This window comes from Candidatus Zixiibacteriota bacterium (assembly GCA_029860345.1).
Classification (GTDB): domain Bacteria; phylum Zixibacteria; class MSB-5A5; order GN15; family FEB-12; genus JAJRTA01.
The window spans coordinates 293,525-311,331 of the sequence record JAOUBJ010000002.1; the positions used below are offsets into that span (position 1 = coordinate 293,525).

The following is a 17,807-nucleotide window of genomic DNA, read 5'->3' on the forward strand; positions in this document are numbered from 1 at the left end:
CGATAGCCGGGCAGGCCGTCGTGTACGGCCGCGAGATAGACGGTAATGTCCTCACTCTGTCGGCCAGCGGGTGGCTGTATGACGATCTGTTTGTCCTCTATGATTACGAGACCGAGACAATATGGTATCCGGTCAATCTGGGTCAGGCCGGGTTCGGTTGCGGTTGCGTACTATGGGGGATCGCCGGTCAGTACGCCGGACGTATGGTGCAACCAATGCCGTTTCTCAACACCACCTGGAACATCTGGTTTGGTGGTCATCCGGACAGCAAATTGATGGAAGAGTACCAACCCGGCGACGGTATTGCAAGTGACACCAGTTTGCCCGGCGACTCACGATAGGCTTCGAATCAGTCTTGTTGTTTCCGCCAGATGTTGGTCGTCGTGTTCACCGATGAACCAGGCCAGGTCCAAAAGCCGCATGGTCATCTTAATGTCGGGAAGTTCGATGGACTTCAGCACCTGGGCCTCGTCGAGTTTTTCCAACCTGCGCACGAAGGCCTCGCGCTGCCGTCGGAACTCGGTTAACAATTCAGTCGTCGCATCGTCGCGGTAATCAGCAACCTCTTTCAACGCTTTGATTACGTCGATGAGACTCTCCGGCTGGGCTGCTTCCAGGTACATGTCAAGGCGCCGGTTGAACACGACATCGGCATTGATCAGGTGGCCGAGCTGCTCGTTGAGGCACCAGCCACCGACCGGTCTTCTGGTCATTGAAGTCTTAGGACAAAAGTGCACCAGAGTTTCCAGACGGACCGGAGTACCGCGCAGTCGCTCGACAAAGCCGGGGAACAATCCCGCGGGAGCTTCAAACGTGAAGGCTCGGTCACGCCATTTGATAACCGTCGCCATGGTCACTTCGTTCCACCGGGCAGGGCTTTGATTAACTGTGTGATCAGGGCGGCATGCTGGTCGTCATGTTCGGCGGCGAAGAAGGCGAGGTCGACGATTCGCATCGGTTGACTCAACCGCGGATGCATGGCCGAGCGGGCGGCATCGTCATCCGATAACCGCTCCAGCCGGGCCACAAAGTTCAAACGCAACCGACCGAAGTCGGCCAACAGGTCCGGCAGCGCACGCGCGTTGTGATCGGCTTCTTGTGTTTTGCGGTTTGACATGTCAGCCGCGACCAATTCGTCGACACCCGACAATAGCTGCTCAAGGCGTGCGTCCCACAACGGATGTACATCGGACAGATGCCCGATGTGCTCTTTGATCGACCAGCCGTTGTCAATATGCCGCCCCAGAGCTTCCTCCGACAGTGATTGCGTCATCTCTTCCAACCTGAACGGCATGCCACGCAATCGTTCAACTATGCAGGGGAGCATCCCGACCGGGAAATCAAAGTTGAACTTGCGGTCAATCCATCGCATCAGTGTTACCATAAAACGTTCCTTCTTGACGTGTGTCATTCCTGCGAAAGCAGGAATCCAATCTTTGATCTCGTACAATGAAACCATCTCAGCGGTTTCACCATCGGCGGTCCAAGTAGGGCGGGTCCGTCTTAGCCTGCGCGCCGCGGCGTGAATCCGCCATGGAGGAACAGCAGAACCAGAAACGGTTCTGCCCTACTTCTGCGCACAAGTTACGACCTGCGAAGCCTTCGGTCAACCTGAGTGTGCGGGCTATGAATCGGGTACCCGGCCTTAACAGTTGTTAGGTGCAGTCAGGCGACGTGCCTGCCTTTCTCGGTGTAGCACGGTAGCTATCGGGCGGGGTCGCCCAACAGCACCTGAATGCTGGTGCAAAAAATGTGATAGACTTCCTGCTCCCCTGTACGTATACTTGCTGACATCACTAACCAATCGTGTAGGTCGAAGCTCAGTCGGTTTCGGCTTGGCAATTTGAAAGGAGTAATTAATGTCAGAAGGAAAACCTACCGCCGGTATGTTCTGTTGGAACGAATTGATGACCCGCGACACCGAAGGCGCTTCCAAGTTCTACTCCGAGTTGTTGGGCTGGAGCCCGACCGACTCAGGCATGCCCGGCATGAAATACACGCTGATGAAAGTCGGTGACAAAGATGCCGGTGGCATGATGACGATGCCGCCGGAAGTCCCGGAACAAGTACCAGCGCACTGGATGTCATATGTTACCGTAGACGATGTTGATGCGGCTGCGGCCAAAGCGCCGGAACTGGGCGGCCAGGTCATGCACGGACCGGCGGACATTCCGGGTGTTGGTCGTTTTTGTGTCGTTCAGGACCCGGGCGGCGCGACGTTCGGCATGATCACTTTCCCGAAGGGTGAGTAGCCGACCGGATTCTTATGTAGGTCGAAACCCCTGGTCCGAAGGACGGCCGGAGGCGGGTTTCGACATCCGGAGATCCCACAGCAAGCTGTGGGGCACCCGGCAGACCTGCCACACGCGGCAGGAGTGAGGGCACTCCTGTCCTCGAAGACTGATGGATGATTGGACGGCAGCATCTCTATGGTGCTGCCGTTGTTTTGGTGGGGGGGTGACCCGGACTTTAGTCCGGGTTTCGAGATGATGAGATATCAGCAGACTTGTCGGTTTCTGTCATGCCGGACTTGATCCGGCATCCAGTTGTCTGTGCGAAGACTGGATTCCGGGTCAAAGCCCGGAATGACAAGGCGTTTTACTCGATGTCACCGAAAGTCCCTGCTCTTTAACTTGATTCTTTCACCGTTCAAGGTCATTGGTTCGAAGTGGACGCCGATCACGTTGGCTACGCCGTCCTTTTTTTCAAGTGTTCCTTTTACCAAAAGTGCCCGCGAACGCACAATCACCTTGCGGAAACGAGTCAGCATGTTCGGCTTGACCACGATATTGGCAAACCCGGTCTCGTCCTCAAGTGTGATGAACATAAACCCCTTGGCCGTCATCGGACGTTGACGGATTATTACCACCCCGGCCGTTCGAACGATCTTCCTTGTCGACATCTCAAAAAGATCAGCCGCCGAAGCAATACCGCGCGCTTTAAGCGATGGACGCATCATGCTCATCAGATGCGGCAGGGTCGACAAGTCCAGTCCCTTGAAGTCGGCGACCAATGTTTCCATCGTGGTCATCTCATCAAGCAGTTTGTCACCCCGCTCATCGGTATCCATCGACAAAGCGCCCTGTTCCTGGTGCACCAGTGAGAGTATTTGCCAAAGCGCCTGACGGCGGCTGTATCCGAAACAATCAAAAGCGCCGGTCATAGCCAGTTGTTCCAGCGCGCCCTGGTTGAGTTTGGTGCGGTGCATAAAATCCTCGATCGAGGCAAACGGCCCGGCGTCAAGCTCCCGCTCGATCAGATCCCTGGCCGCCTCGCCCAAACTCTTCACCTGGCAAAACCCGAGGCGAATCGATTTGCCTTCCACGGTACAATCCCATCGGCTTATCGCAACATCGACCGGCAAGAATTCCAAACCGCGTCGTTGCGCCTCGTAGACCACGGTCGACGGATTGTAGAAGCCCATCGGTTGCGAGTTCAAAAGCGAACAATAGAATTCCTGCGGGTAGTACACTTTGAGATAAGCCGAGACATAAACCAAAAGAGCGAACGAGGCAGCGTGCGATTCGGCGAATCCGAAATCGGCAAAGGCGGACAGTTGATCGAAAATGCGCAGGGCGGCTTCGTGGGGGATACCTTTGTTTTTCATGCCGTTGATCAACCGTTCACCCAAGGCTCGCATCTTTTCGTGCGAACGTTTGTGCCCCATGGCGCGGCGCAGTTCATCCGCCTCGCTGGGTGTGAATCCGGCCGCGGCCACAGCAACCTGCATCCCCTGTTCCTGAAACAGGGGGATACCCAAAGTCCGTTCGAGAATCGGTTCGAGGCAGGGATGCGGGTAGGTGATTGCTTCCTCGCCGTTGCGTCGCCTGAGATAGGGATGCACCATGTCACCCTGGATAGGTCCCGGTCGGATCAGGGCGACCTCGACGACCAGGTCATAGAACCTTCGCGGTTTGTGGCGGGGCAGGGGGTTCATCTGGGCGCGCGATTCCACCTGAAACACTCCAACCGTGTCGGCGGCGCAAATCAGATCGTACACCCGTGGATCATCGTAGGACAGTTTGGCCGGGTCTATAGTGACGCCGCGTTGCTCTTTGATCAGTGTGAACGCTTCGTCCAAAAGCGAAAGCATGCCCAGTCCGAGTAGATCGATCTTCACGCAGCGGGTTGCCTCGGCATCGTCTTTGTCCCATTGGATAACGGACCGCTCCGGCATGGTGGCATTCTCGATCGGCACCACCTCCCACAACGGTTGTTTGGTAATAATCATACCGCCGACATGGATACCCAGGTGACGCGGGAAGCGGGCGATCTCGGCGCAGAGATGCACCAGGAGTTGTACGCGACGGTCGCGGCGGTTGAAACCGGCGTCGATAATCTGTTCATCCATATCATCGCCGCTCGAAAAATGATCCAGCAGCTTGGCCAGCTTGTCGACTTCGTCCAGAGAGAACCCGAGCGCCTTGCCGACATCGCGCACCGCCGAGCGTCCACGATAGCTGATTACTTCACAGACCATAGCGGCATGACGACGACCGTACTTGTTGTAAACATACTGGATGACTTCTTCACGCCGGTTGTTGGCGATGTCGATATCGATATCGGGTGGTTCGGTGCGCTCCTCGGAGACGAATCGCTCGAACAAAAGTTTTAGCTTGATCGGATCGACCGCGGTTATCTCAAGACAATAGCAAACGGCCGAGTTGGCCGCCGAGCCGCGTCCCTGGCAGAGAATACCGTTCTCATTGCAGAAACGAGCGATGTCCCAGACGATCAAAAAGTATCCGGACAATTGGAGTTTCTCAATTATGTGCAGTTCATGTTCCAGTTGTGTGAATACCTGCGGCGTCATCTGGTCGTAGCGGCGGTCGGCGCCCAGGTAAGTGAGGCGTCTGAGATAGCTGTGTGTAGTTTCATGCGGCGGCACTTCAAAGTCGGGTAACGTCGTGTTCAACTCTTCCAGAGAAAAGTTGCAGCGCTCGGCGATAGCAACGCTGTTGGCGATTGCCTCGGGGTAGCGTCGGAACAGCCGTACCATTTGCGATGGTGCTTTCAGGTATCTTTCGGCATTGGGATACAGCAAGTCATTGGCCGCGTCGAGCGTGGTGTGGTTCTTGATACAGGTAAGCACATCCTGCAAGCGGCGTCCGTCGCGAGTGGCGTGATGGACATTGTTGGTCGCCACGGTTGGAATCGACAAAGTGTGTCCGAGTTGTGTCAGTTGGTCGCACAGGGTTTCATGTGTTGGTAGATTATGGTGTTGTAGTTCCAGGTAGAAATTGTTCAGCCCGAACAGGTCGCGATATTGTGCGGCTATACGTCGTGCTTCGGTATAATCATCGTTCAATAGGGCCGTCGGTATTTCTCCCAGGATACAACCGGAGAGCGCGATCAATCCTTCAGAGTGTCGCGCCAAAATGTCGCGAGTGATTGTTGCTTCGTTCTTTTTGTTTTGCAAATGGGCTTCTGAGAGCAATTGCGATAGGTTGGCATAGCCGACTGAGTTCTTGACCAACAGCACAAGATGGTGTCCGTGGGTGAGTGTGATCTCGGCGCCGAAAATCGGTTTGATCCCATGTGCGACAGCAGCCTGGTGGAATCTGACGATACCATATAAACCGTTGTGGTCGGTGATGGCCAGGGAGCCATAGCCCAACTCAGCGGCGCGCACGACAAGGTCTTCCGGGTGTACGGCGCCATCAAGGAAGGAGAAATTGGTGTGGGCGTGTAGTTCAACGTAGTTCATAGGTGATAAATCACTTTTTCGCGCTTGGCGGCGTTGTAGTGTCATGCTGAGCGCAGTCGAAGCATGAGGTTGCAACGCGCACGGTTTTGTAGGTCGAAACCCCTGGCCCGAAGGGTCGTCCTGAGCGCAGTCGAAGGACGGGTCTCGACAAACCAAAAACCCCACAGCAAGCTATGGGCCACCCATGACTCGTGGGCGGGTCCGTCTTCGAATCCGCCAACTTCGGCAGGATCACAGGGATCCTGCCCTACTGGTACCGTGGCGCATGAGGACGTACACCACGCACAGTAACACACTTGTTGTATAGTCCAAAGGCTGTCAGGCGAGTCACCTGACAGCACAGACAAATCCGCGTGGCGTATGAGGACGTACACCACGCACAGTAACACACTTGTGTGCACTAGTCGAAAACACCTTGCAAAAACCATTGTGAACATGTGCGATCAAAAAAGAAAAGATACTGACGCCGGTCGTCGGTGTGTAGCTCATAGTAGAGACGGTCAAAACCACTCTGCCACCAACCTCCGGAAAGCCGCCAGGGACCGAACCATCGGTCGACCTTTTGTATGGCACCGTGACCATGTTTAATGGCCGACAGTCTACCGTTGCGAATGATCGCTTCAGTTTCTATCGGTGTCGGAAAAAGTCGCAGCCCGCCAATGTTATGATTACAGTATGCAACCGTGGCCAAGGCGGAACAATTGTCTGTGGAGACAGAGCCTGAGCGCTTGCTGCGCCTGGTGTCATCAATGGGGGAGAGGCAATAATTCTGTTCCGGAAGCAGCGCCGGGTTAAGGGTTACGGTATACAGGTTGCGGTTTGGCAAGACAGTGTTCTTACCAGGGGGGCCGTCCTTTCGATGTTTATGCCGATGATCGAAACCAAGCTGTCGTGAAGGAAGCGGTGCGGTTGCATTTTGTGGGATAAGTACGATCAGGTCGGTGACACCGGAGGTGAGTTGCAAACGTTCCAGTTGGGAATGTAATTGTCGTGTGAGTTTCGTAAGGGAGAGAGTTGGTTTTTCAGTCGATACAATCACGGTTTCTTCGCGACGGTTGTCCAGAAACAGGGTCAGTGTGAGCCGACTTAAACCTTGCCCTGATTCTTTCAGATGGGCCAACAGGGGAGCCAGTAGTTTTTCGGTGTGATTTACAATGGCGGCTGTGTTGTAGATGCGATAGGTGAGATGCACCTTGTTCGAAATATCCATCCCCGGATGGATACGCACAAACTGTTGTCGATCATCGCCGCGCGACAGATGCGACAATGTTGCCCCTTCATGTCCGAAGCGCTGAGCCATTTCATTCGATGGAAACTCAGCCAGCCGTCCAATCGTTTTGAGACCCAAATTGCGTAATGATTCGAGAGTGTCCGAGGATAGCTGCAGTTGTGAAATATCCAGATTCCGTATAAACGTGTCACCACCGTTTTGCTTTACAATAGTGTGATGGTCGATCTCGGTTGTTTCTGCGGCAACCCTGGCGATGAATTTGTTGTCACCGATACCTACCTTTACCGGATAACCGAGTGCCTTGACAACAACGATTATCTTTTCAGCGATAGTAGTTTCATTTTGATAAAGTAGTATAAGCCCGCTTACCTCCAAAAAGATACCAAGCGCACCGGAGATGCCTTTTGTGTAAATGCCGTCCTCCACAAAGGGGCCGACTGTGCGAAGCGCGTTTAACAATTTCTGTGATTCATCTGTTTCCTTCTCGGTGTTGCGCACTTTGACGATCAAGTCGGGGCAGATTACGTGCGCCTGTGGAGCGGTACTGCCTATGAGTACGCCATATTCCAGGGCCGGCTGGTTCATGGCGGCAATCGGCGCTGTTTTGTGCCTGCCTTCGATGAGCACGAACGGTTGTGCGGCCAGCGATGGTTCTTTTTGGTAAAACATCTCCAGTGAAAAGGTGTCGATCAGTATACAGGCGATACGTTTGTTATTCATTCAGCAATACCTCGGCGTGGGCACCTTCTGCGGATATTCTGCTTTTGGTGACGGTGACATTTATTCGTGAGCAGGCAGTGTTTTCTTCGCGTAGGGTGCGGCCTTGTGTCGCACCTTCTGATCGGTCGGGGTCAAGCCCCGACCCCACGCGTTGAGATAATGTTGCGGAGTAAGAGTCTTTGGTTGTCACCAGACGCGACACTTCCAGCCGCAAGGCCACCATGCTGGCCGGAAGGAACTGTCTTGAATCGCTTGAGTTGTCGGTTAAAAAGATCACCAACGCTTTTGAACGAGAGACTTGTTGCCTTAGCCGATGCAACAGATTGGACGATGGTGGCGGGTTCACGCCGCGGCGCGCAGGCGAAGACGGACCCGCCTTACAAGAAAGATTCGTGGTTTTCACAGCGCGCAAAGCGCGAGAAACAGGCTTGCCTGTCACCCTGAGCGCAGTCGAAGGGTGAGCACAAGTCAGGTCAACGACGACACTATCGACCATCTGATGTGACAAAAGCAACTCCGCGCTACGCAGGCCCATAACGAAATTGTCCGGCTTGACGACGGAAAGTTTTTCAATATCAACTCCACACGAGGCCGCCGCGGCCGGAAAGAACGAACCGGAAAGATCAATGTAGGCCACAGTCCCCGATTTGGTCAGAGTGGCCAGCATCATAAAAAGCAAACTTGTCTTGCCACAGCCGACAGCGCCGGTGATCTCGATCAGTTGACCATAGGGGATACCCTGCCGGGGGAAAAGCGCATCAAGGCGTGAGATACCGGTGTGGAAAATCGGCTCCGACAATCCGTCTTTCGACAAAACAGCCTCGGGCCATTTTTGGATTATCAACTGTCGCAGTTGTGATAAATCACGCTGTGATAAATCACGTGGTAATAAATCACGCTGTGATAAATCACCATCACCCCCGCTTTTTCTGTCACCCCCGCCTTTTCTGTCACCCCCGCGAAGGCGGGGGTCCATCTTCTTTTTTGAACCGACGGAGGAACAGACTGGATTCCCGCCTTCGCGGGAATGACAAGAGGTGGACGGGACTGACGAAGAGGTGGACGGGACTGACGAAGAGGTGGCCGGGACTGACGAAGAGGTGGCCGGGACTGACGAAGAGGTGGCCGGGGATGACGAAGAGGTGGCCGGGAATGACGTGTGGGTGGAGTTGTCAGTGTTCACAGAGTAGCAAACTACTTTCTGGTGCCTTGCACCTTGTTTATTTCATTTTGTAGGGCGGGTCCGTCTTCGCCTGCGCGCCGCGGCGTGAACCCGCTTTTGTTGGCAGGTCTCCAAGAAGAAGAGAGACCTGCCGTACAAGACCGATCGTTCAATGTCTCACCCTTCGACTGCGCTCAGGGTGACACGGTCAAGCCGTGTTTCTACGGTCAAGCCGTGCTTCTACAGGCAAGCCGTGCTTCTACGGGCAAGCCGGGTTTCTACGGTCAAGCCGTGTTTCTACGGTCAAGCCGTGTTTCTACGGGCAAACCGTGCTTCTACGGTCAAGCCGTGTTTCTGAGGCTTCGCCTCCTTGTATGCACAGGGGGCGCGTAGCGCCAGAGACAGGCTTGCCTGTTTCGTTGTGGTGGCTGAGTCTTCAGACTCAGTCACAGAAACAACTGCTGTTCACCCGCGCGATCTGAAGATCACACGGACACAAATGATAGACATCTGCTGTCGAAACCTGCCCTTCGACTGCGCTCAGGACAGTCCTTCGGACCAGGGGTTTCGACCTACAGAACTTGTCGCCAGAGACAGGCTTGCCTGTCGACTCTATATCCTATCGGTCGGCCTGCTCATTTGTGCAGTATATGGTACGGAAAAATTCTGACTGTCCAATCACATATTTACCACTTCCATATCTCAAAAGGTATGCACCTGCCGGACAGGGTTTCCAGCTTGACCAATAGAAGACCGGAAGATAGATTGTACATATGCCCCGGCTACCAAATGGACAACAAAGCCCGTCCAGGCCAAACCACGCATTACTTGGATGGCCGTTAGGTATATGAAGGGAAAACGAGAAGGTAACTAATTATGTCAATACTACTGGAACTGATTATTTTTGGCGCAGTGGATTTATTGTTGGAATCATTAGCGTGGGGTACATGTGGGTACATCTTTTTCCGGTTCATTGGAATCAACAAGAAGTACTGGTATTGGGATTGTCTTTTTGTTTTTGCTGTTTATTTACTTTGGTTGTTTTGGTCTAATGCCTTCGTTATGTCGCTGGATATATCGATCAGCAATCAGGAATTCCTGACTCTTATTGATAATGACGTTAGTGGTTTGTTCGAAACGGATTACTTCGATGTCGTTATCGGTGCGCTGGAGATATTCTTGGGATATCTGATTGGAAGGCACGTGTTGGGGAAACTGACACGCCGGCAGACTGCTTAAAAAGATACAAAGAAACCCGCAGCAAGCGGATGGGTCTCTCACAAACAGGGCAATATTGCTATGATCGAACAACTGCTTGAAGCCTGGCGCACCAACAACCGAATCAATCTGTTCCTGATAGACAACATCTCAGGCGACGGCATGAAATGCACACTCTCCAAACGGGGCGGCCGCAACGTCGTCCGTCAGTTTGCCCACATGCACAACAACCGGGTGTGGCAGCTTGAAAGCCGGGCGCGTGATTTATCGAAGGACCTCTACAAGTTCGAGACCCACGAAGAACCGGACCGCACGAAGCTGAAAGAAAACTTCGAAGATTCATGCGAGAGGGTAGAGGCGTTTCTGCACGATTGTCTGGCTCAGGTTCCCCGGCGCCGTTGTCTTAAGAAGGGTGTGATCTCGATGCTCAGTTACTTCATCGCCCACGAGAGTCATCATCGTGGTAACATCCTGCTAACTCTCAAAGAGTGCGGGCACCCCCTGGATCAAGCCAGCCGCTACGCCATCTGGAGCTGGGACAAGATGTAGGTGGGCGGGTTTCAGATCAGAATCCTCCTATGGGGCATTGTTACTTTCGCCAGCTTCCTTTGTAATTGAGTTTGGACAAGAACTGATTCAAGGTCGCGTTCAGACTCCAACCTGTGACCACCGAGATTGTGATGGTGTGGCCCGACAGGTCAGTCCCGCCGGCATTAGAGTAGTCCACGAAATTGTGCCTGATCTGCGCGCCCAGGTACCAGCCTGTACGTCGGCTCAAGAACACACGTTGCCGCAGCCCAGCACTGGCGGCAAAGGATGAGTGCACTTTGACCGTCTCCGGGTCACCCGCCTTTTTCACACTTCTGATGGCGTTGTAACCCACGCCGACAAAGCAGTCGGTGCTGAATCTGCCATGGTCTATGAACTTAAGACCGAGATCGAGACCGACCAGCCAACTGCCAAATCGATCCGTCTCCACAATGTGGCCCAGGCTATCGACCTGATACTTGTTTTTGGCCGACAGGAACCGGTAGTTCAACACGAGATCACTGCGCCATCTATGTCCCTCGCCACCCATTTGTAGTCCGATTACCGGATGGTATCCCAGTATGCTGTTCTTCCCTTGCGGTCGCCAACTTCCAAGGACGATTCCAAAATGCCCGCGACCCGGAAAACGTTTCTTCGTCTGGACTACAAAGTCATCATACTCTTTGCGTAGCGCCGTCCCTTGCATTCCGTCCGCCTGGATGTTGGCGAAGGCGGAGTCAAACTCACCGGCGTAGAACTGTCCCAACGATTGTTCGGTTACAGAGGCCTCCGGTTTCAGCGAAATCTTTTCAGCCAGATCACTCCTGAAGCTGATGAAGCTGTCGTGAGTATTATCTGTGGGCTGATTGTGACCATAAAGCACACTCCACCATAGCCATCCGGCCATATAATCTTGTTCGCTTCTGTACCACAGCATATTTGGTATTGTTGAGGAACCGACAAGAGAATCGTTGAAAAACCCATGATCGGTCAATACCAGCATCCGTGTGACTTCGAGGCTACCCGCCGGACCACATTCTGAACGAATGTAGTCGATCACATCCAAAACCGAGTCCACCTGGTTGTCCTCATAAAGCCGCGGGGCCTGGCGTTCGAAATTGTAATGGTACTTCTTGCACGTGCCGGAGTCATCTTGGGTGAGGAAGTCGTGCATTCCTTCCAGTTCATTAGGCATGCGTTTAGTCACGGTAGCACAGGACATCAAGCAACTCAAGGTGGCGCAAAGGAGAACAGTTGGAATCGTTCGGTGTAACGTGGTTCCTCCCGGAAGCGAATTCGACTAATAGCAAGTTGCCTTTTTGCAGTGGGAGAAACATAGCACAGATTGGCCCGATTTGCAACCGGAACAACTCCCACCTTGACTTAGAATTGAAAACGGATATATTTGGTGTGTAATCACGCCCGTTACGTGAAAGGACAGTCGAGGTAAGGACACATCTATGAAGACAATCATCGTTGGTCTGGCCGTTCTGCTGCTGGCATCGCTCGCCGCGCCGCCGCGTTTGGTGGCCGATGACTATTCCGGTACAATAAGAGTGTTCATCGTCGAGCCGGTTTCGCGCTGGGCCGACGGCAACGGCGCTGCCTATGGTTTCGGTCTGCTTGACTTCGCACTGGTCGAAGATGTCGAAATCAAAGACTATGAAGCCTGGGAGCAGACGGTTGTGTTCAATCCCGGTGAGTCCGGATTCACGGTGTCGCCCAGCAACGTTATGGCTCAGGCCGTATTGTTTAACGCCGATTTTATCGAGAAGGATTCTTACCCACCTTACGGATACCTGTTCGACGCACATTATACCGACGCTGCCGCTCAGGTGCGACCGGGGCAAATAAGCGCTAACAGCACGGCGCTGGGATTTACCCACACCGCCTGGGTGGAGCAATCCGGCTCCGGCGGCTGAACGACTTGTCCTCAAGCGCGGGCCGCGCTTGCAACGGTTTACAACTCAGGGAGCTACAACTTTCTCTATTGCACGTTGGTCGGGGACCGCAATCCCAAAGCGTATGACCGGCTCGTATTCGGTTACAATTTCGCACTCTATCCCAGCACTTTTTTCGGTGGCGGATACCGCATCTACGCCGATGCGCCGGACAATTCACAGGAGTTTGCCGATCTGGTCGTCGACTGCGGCAATCGAGTGGTCCCGCCGATGGGTTTGATTCTCACTATGGAACCGGCCGAAGACAACACTTATGAGATACGGCTCAGAATCACCAACGGTATGCCGGCCAACGTTGCGCCGACCGATCCCAACGCACCTGTCGGCGAGTCGCAGGGTCTGGTTGATGTGGTGTATGAGTTCCGCGCCAGCACGTCCGACGGCGACAACGATCAACTGCTCTACCAGTGGGATTGGGGCGATGGCAATGTCTCGGGTTGGCTGGGACCGGTTGGTTCTGGGGAAAACTGTCTGGCCTCGCACAGTTGGCCGACCTTTGATACTTGCGGCATCAAAGTGCGCGTCAAGGATAGCTGGGAAGAGGTCTCCGATTGGTCACCGGAGCTAACTGTGGTGATCGGTCCGGAGTGTTGTCAGGTTCGTGGTGATGTTGACGACAGCGGTGGAGAGCCGGACATCTCGGATTTGGTCTACCTGGTCGACTTCATGTTCTCAGGCGGACCGGCTCCTCCATGCAACACTCAAGGTGATATTGATGCCAGCGGCGGTATTGATATTTCCGATTTGGTTTACCTGGTCGACTTCATGTTCACCGGTGGCCCACCGATTCCCGCTTGTCCCTGAAGTTTTACTGGTAGCTATATCTGTGCGTGGTGTACGTCCTCGTGCGCCACGACCTTGTCACCCAGCGTTATGTCTTATGTCACCCTGAGCGCAGTCGAAGGGTGAATCCCATGACCATGGCTCATGCCTCGACTCCGCTCGGCATGACAGGGCTCCGCGGGAAGCGCATCGGAGTCATCTCTTGTGCGTGGTGTACGTCCCCGTGCGCTACGACCGTGTCATCCAGCGTTACGTTCTATGTCACCCTGAGCGCAGTCGAAGGGTGAGCCTAGTCGAAGCAGGAACAGACGAAAACGTCCGCTGCCCACCGATTCCCGCTTGTCCCTGAAGTTTCACCGTTCGTCACATTCGGATTGTCAGACAATCAAGACTATCGTATCTTCGTTGTGTAGCCCATACCTCAGATGCCCTTCAACGCACGAGGAGGTACAAAATGCGTGAACGGGTCATCGCCATGACTGCGAAACTTCTTTGTTTCGCAATCGTCGTCGCAACAACACTGGGCAACGCCAAGACTGCAACCGACAAGGCCGCTGCTGAAGCCGGCTCCGGACAACCCTCACCGAGCCAGCTTGAGGCTCTGCCATGGCTGAAACTTCAGTTTGAACCGGATGTAGCCCCGCCGAACTACGTGGCCAAACAGCCGGGTCATTATTCGACCGATGATTGGGCAGCCGTGATAGATTCAACCTGGGGTCCGGGTGATCCTATGGAAGAGCAGTTTGATGTCTACCAGCGGTTCTGGAAACGCATCGACACTATCTGGCCATGCTTTCAGGACATGACACTGGACTGGGACTCAGTCTACACCACGAACATCATGGAAGTGATCTCCAATCCCAGCAAGGGTCGGTTTGGGGCCATGTTAAACCACAGCGGCATTGCGTTAATGGAGAGTCACACCTATTGTCAGCACAACGTGGTGGCCAATACCGCCAGACTGCCGGGAGTGCCTCTGATGTCAATCGTCGGATGGAATCGCAACCATCACTTCGGGGCTGCCCTCACGCCGCTTTCCGACAGTACGCTACTGGTATACCAGGTGATTGAGAATCACCCGCTCGGGCTGGTGACTGGTGATCTCGTGCTGGGCTATGATGGAATACCCTGGACGGAGCTTTATCCGCAATTGCTGGAAGCACAACTCCCGATTTACGACGAAGGTTGGTGGGGCAGTTCGACTCTTTCGTTCGCCCATTCGGTGATGATCTCGTGCGGTGCCAACTGGCACTTATATGACACCATCGACATAGTAAAGTATGAGAGCGGGGATACGATGCACTTGCCGACCGGTTTACTGGCCGGGGAGAACATGGTCTGCTACGGCACGGAGATGATTCTGCCGACCGGTATACCGACGCCCGATTGGAACCATCCGGTCTCATGGGGTATGATCCAAGGAACGCATATCGGATATGTTACCAGCTTGGTCTGGCTGGAACCGTCCGGCGTGGAATTCTTCAATGCTATCGATTCGCTTATGTTCCACCATGAGACCATCGGCCTGATTATCGATTGTCGGTTCAACTATGGGGGGAGCATATTCGAGGCGTACCCTGCGATGGAGCTCCTTTTCAACAGCTACACCGAGACGGTCGGCTTTGGCCAGCGTTGCGAACCCAACATCAGGGATTCGTTGTGCGTGATTTTCCCGCCGATCAACTATGCAATCAACGCCGATCCCAATACCTACTATGACCGACCGATAGCTCTTCTGTGCGGTCCGGGCGGAGTAAGCGCGGGTGATCAGACCCCGTTGGCCCTGTCGCTACATCCGGAAGCACGCACTTTCGGCAAGCCGACGGCGGCGGCCTTCAATGCTGCCACACAGTTTTCGCCCGGCAACGGTTACACGATGCAACACTCCATCGGCGACGCATACTTGGCCAGTAATCCCGGACACTATTTGACCCACGACCCGCTACCGCTGATCGACGTTGATGTCTGGTTGACACAGGAGGGAGTGGCGGCGGGTGAAGATAATGTTATCAACTCGGCCATACAATGGATACACGATGAGACACCGGTCTGGTTCTTTGCCGATTCAAGTTTCGGGCAGGCGCCGCTCGATGTAGCCTTCAATGGGTGGTCCCCCGGCAGCGTGGACGCCTGGGTCTGGGAGTTCGGTGACGGTGACTCCGGTTTTGTCGTCGCTCCCATGCATACCTACACCGAACGCGGCATCTATGACGTTACCGTTACCGCCGACATCGATGGACAGATGCACGGCTACACCGACACCGCCGCAATCGTGGTGTTGGCCGATACACTCGTCACCGACACCGTGACAGTAACAGCGACCGACTCGACGGTGGAGGTGCATATCTTTGCCACCAATACGATCCCGCTCAACAGGCTCACAATTCCACTCGAATACGCGGGCGCTGTGGGCTTGGTTTACGATTCTTTCTCCACGGCCGGATGCCGCACCGAGTACTTTGGTAGCCAATCGCAGATTCACTACTCACCAGCGGGAAAACGAACGACGATCAAAATGCAAACTACGGTCCATTGGAGCCAGCACGACCTGTCGCCCGGTACCGGAGAAGTGTTGACGATATACCTGCACATCGAAGGCAATGCCTCTCCCGGCCAACAAACGATCCTCTCCCTTGACGGATACACCGGCCACGAACCGGTCTTTGCCCGCTCACAAACAGAGTACCTGGCCCTGGGCGTCGATGGGCTGGTGGCCTACACCACTTGCTGTCGCGGCATCAGGGGCAACGTTGATGACGATTCATCAGATGCTATTGACATAGCCGATCTGGTTTACCTGGTCGACTATATGTTCGCACAGGGAGTCCAGCCTCCGTGTGGTTATGAAGCGAATGTTGATGCTGATATTTTCAAGCGTGTCGACATTTCAGATTTGGTTTACCTGGTCGACTATATGTTCACCGGCGGCCCGCCACCGCCGGACTGTCCGTGAGGGGCGCACTGTTTGTCACATTCGGATTGTCGTGCGTGGTGAGCATCCTCGTGCGCCCCGTTGTCCCGCGTAGGGGGCGGCCTTGTGTCGTCCCGATAGGCTGTCACCCTTCGGACCAGGCGCATCGACCTGCCTTAAAATGTGACAAGGGCGCGATGCGCCAAGAAACGCGGCTTGACCGGGTCATCCTGAGCGGAGTCGAAGGATGCGCCATACGCGTCGTTTGCGCGTTGAGTACATCGGAGTGTGCTGCCGCATGGGACTATCCGGCAGCCCTCACGGCTATCCTCCGGCGCCAAATGTACAGGGCCACCAGCAGCAATAGTATTCCCGCAAGAACCACAACCACCCATATTATTGTCCATTCCGGAGGAGGCGGGTCTTCCACCCCAATGAGCATCTGTCCTCTTAGGAAGCCATCGGGTGTTTCTATCTCCAGGTAGGTTCTCTCCGCGACCAAGCTGTCGACATACTCCAGAGGAAAGCTGCCGTCAGATATCGAGAGACTCACACCGGTGGTATCAACAGCCTCAAACAACTCGGCGTCCACACTATAGATGACAGGGCCGGGTGCATCTGGCGAACCCACCCGCCAGTGAGCCGCAGAAATCTCGCCGAGCGTAACATTCATTATTGACATTCCCATTACCAAGTCACCGGTTGATGGACGAACGCACCAAGATGCTGCGCCAAAGGCGCTGTCGACCGGTTCCTCAGGATCGATCCCGCCGCCGCCCTTATAGGAATGCTTGCTATCTTTGGAGTGGTTGCCCGCGATGCTGATCACAAACCAGTGGATGTCTAAGTTGTTGTTTGCCACCCATACGTTTCCATGCAAAACCCCTTCGTCGTAATGCTCCCCGCCAATATGTATTGCCGTTGAGATAACAGGTCCGATCGCGTTGAGTCCTTTAGTATAGGAAGGACTCCCCGCGATTACGATCGGGATCCAAGCCAACGGGTTGAGATTCGGAGTTGCTTCCCCAGCATGTGGGCTAGTTTCATGGAGCGCAACGAACTCGAACCAAACAACGTCACCTCCAGCAGGATTCTTCTCTAGCTCCGTTATCTCACCATCCCACTTCCAGTGTCCTTTATCTTTGAAATTACACGGTGCGTTGGCCGAGACAATATGACGTGTATTCCTCGTTACAGGTCCATGCTGCACGCTTGCGGTGAAGTCTTGCGGATTCATCTCCTTGTATTGCCCGGCTAACTTACCCGCACTGGCATCCGAACTCAGAACAACACAAACGGTGCCGAGTACAATGACAAACAGCAATCCGGATCGCAGCCGTACCAGAATCCTCCGGACACAATGCACTAAAGTGTCAGTCAGGTCTCTTGACATTTCAGGGTATCCTTTCTCCTTACTTGTGATAGACAAAGCTAGTTCTGTCCAAGACGAGTCTTCCCACACCAAGATGTCAAAACACGGTCGCTCTTTGCCTGCTGAACGAATATGTGAAAATCTAACTCAGTCGGTCAAGATTATTATTGTAGACATGTGCCTGCATATTAGTCAAACTTTTACGGTTATTGGA

General features: G+C 54.1%; 15 protein-coding genes. 8 read left to right on the plus strand and 7 right to left on the minus strand.

Annotated features, from left to right (window positions below; genetic code table 11):
- The first annotated feature begins 2 nt into the window (after window positions 1-2).
- Window positions 3-341 (plus strand): DUF3179 domain-containing protein, encoded by a 339-nt coding sequence (locus OEV49_03315; GenBank protein MDH3890089.1) that lies wholly within the window; start codon window positions 3-5, stop codon window positions 339-341.
- Here the strand turns inward: OEV49_03315 and OEV49_03320 are convergent.
- Both OEV49_03320 and OEV49_03325 read right to left on the minus strand, forming a co-directional pair.
- Window positions 333-851, minus strand: a complete 519-nt coding sequence (locus tag OEV49_03320; GenBank protein ID MDH3890090.1) for a DinB family protein — start codon at window positions 849-851, stop codon at window positions 333-335. The two genes, OEV49_03315 and OEV49_03320, sit on opposite strands and share 9 nt — an antisense overlap.
- A 2-nt stretch (window positions 852-853) precedes the next feature.
- Window positions 854-1,459, minus strand: a complete 606-nt coding sequence (locus OEV49_03325; GenBank protein MDH3890091.1) for a DinB family protein — start codon at window positions 1,457-1,459, stop codon at window positions 854-856.
- A gap of 400 nt (window positions 1,460-1,859) precedes the next feature.
- On the opposite strand from OEV49_03325, the gene OEV49_03330 reads away from it, so the two are divergent.
- A complete protein-coding gene (locus tag OEV49_03330; GenBank protein MDH3890092.1) occupies window positions 1,860-2,252 on the plus strand; it encodes a VOC family protein in 393 nt (130 codons plus the stop codon).
- Between the two features lie 356 nt (window positions 2,253-2,608).
- On the opposite strand, the gene OEV49_03335 is transcribed toward OEV49_03330, so the two are convergent.
- The 3 genes from OEV49_03335 to OEV49_03345 form a co-directional block, all read right to left on the minus strand.
- Window positions 2,609-5,707, minus strand: a complete 3,099-nt coding sequence (locus tag OEV49_03335; GenBank protein ID MDH3890093.1) for an error-prone DNA polymerase — start codon at window positions 5,705-5,707, stop codon at window positions 2,609-2,611.
- A 400-nt stretch (window positions 5,708-6,107) separates the two neighbouring features.
- Window positions 6,108-7,658 carry a DNA polymerase Y family protein gene (locus OEV49_03340; protein ID MDH3890094.1) on the minus strand — a complete coding sequence of 517 codons (1,551 nt, stop codon included), beginning with the start codon at window positions 7,656-7,658 and terminating at the stop codon, window positions 6,108-6,110.
- A complete protein-coding gene (locus OEV49_03345; protein MDH3890095.1) occupies window positions 7,651-8,472 on the minus strand; it encodes a DNA recombination/repair protein RecA in 822 nt (273 codons plus the stop codon). Before OEV49_03345 ends, OEV49_03340 begins: the two co-directional genes overlap by 8 nt.
- Before the next feature lie 223 nt (window positions 8,473-8,695).
- Here OEV49_03345 and OEV49_03350 point away from each other — a divergent pair, with 223 nt between their 5' ends.
- From OEV49_03350 to OEV49_03360, 3 genes are all read left to right on the plus strand, one after another.
- The gene (locus tag OEV49_03350) at window positions 8,696-8,848 is read left to right on the plus strand and encodes a hypothetical protein (GenBank protein ID MDH3890096.1); all 153 of its coding nucleotides are present in this window, start codon (window positions 8,696-8,698) and stop codon (window positions 8,846-8,848) included.
- An 848-nt stretch (window positions 8,849-9,696) separates the two neighbouring features.
- Window positions 9,697-10,059, plus strand: a complete 363-nt coding sequence (locus OEV49_03355) for a hypothetical protein (GenBank protein ID MDH3890097.1) — start codon at window positions 9,697-9,699, stop codon at window positions 10,057-10,059.
- Window positions 10,060-10,119: 60 nt separating this feature from the next.
- Window positions 10,120-10,587, plus strand: a complete 468-nt coding sequence (locus OEV49_03360) for a hypothetical protein (protein MDH3890098.1) — start codon at window positions 10,120-10,122, stop codon at window positions 10,585-10,587.
- Between the two features lie 40 nt (window positions 10,588-10,627).
- Here the strand turns inward: OEV49_03360 and OEV49_03365 are convergent, their stop codons facing one another.
- Entirely contained in the window at window positions 10,628-11,761 is a 1,134-nt protein-coding gene (locus OEV49_03365; protein MDH3890099.1) for a hypothetical protein, read from the minus strand.
- A 265-nt stretch (window positions 11,762-12,026) separates the two neighbouring features.
- Here OEV49_03365 and OEV49_03370 point away from each other — a divergent pair, with 265 nt between their 5' ends.
- The 3 genes from OEV49_03370 (at window position 12,027) to OEV49_03380 (ending at window position 16,263) form a co-directional block, all read left to right on the plus strand.
- On the plus strand, window positions 12,027-12,488 hold the full coding sequence (locus OEV49_03370) for a hypothetical protein (GenBank protein MDH3890100.1): 462 nt from the start codon (window positions 12,027-12,029) through the stop codon (window positions 12,486-12,488).
- A gap of 75 nt (window positions 12,489-12,563) precedes the next feature.
- Window positions 12,564-13,331 carry a PKD domain-containing protein gene (locus OEV49_03375; protein MDH3890101.1) on the plus strand — a complete coding sequence of 256 codons (768 nt, stop codon included), beginning with the start codon at window positions 12,564-12,566 and terminating at the stop codon, window positions 13,329-13,331.
- 433 nt (window positions 13,332-13,764) lie between these two features.
- Window positions 13,765-16,263: a PKD domain-containing protein gene (locus OEV49_03380; protein ID MDH3890102.1), complete on the plus strand. Its 2,499-nt coding sequence runs from the start codon at window positions 13,765-13,767 to the stop codon at window positions 16,261-16,263.
- A gap of 262 nt (window positions 16,264-16,525) precedes the next feature.
- On the opposite strand, the gene OEV49_03385 is transcribed toward OEV49_03380, so the two are convergent.
- Entirely contained in the window at window positions 16,526-17,614 is a 1,089-nt protein-coding gene (locus tag OEV49_03385) for a hypothetical protein (protein ID MDH3890103.1), read from the minus strand.
- Window positions 17,615-17,807: the final 193 nt, after the last annotated feature.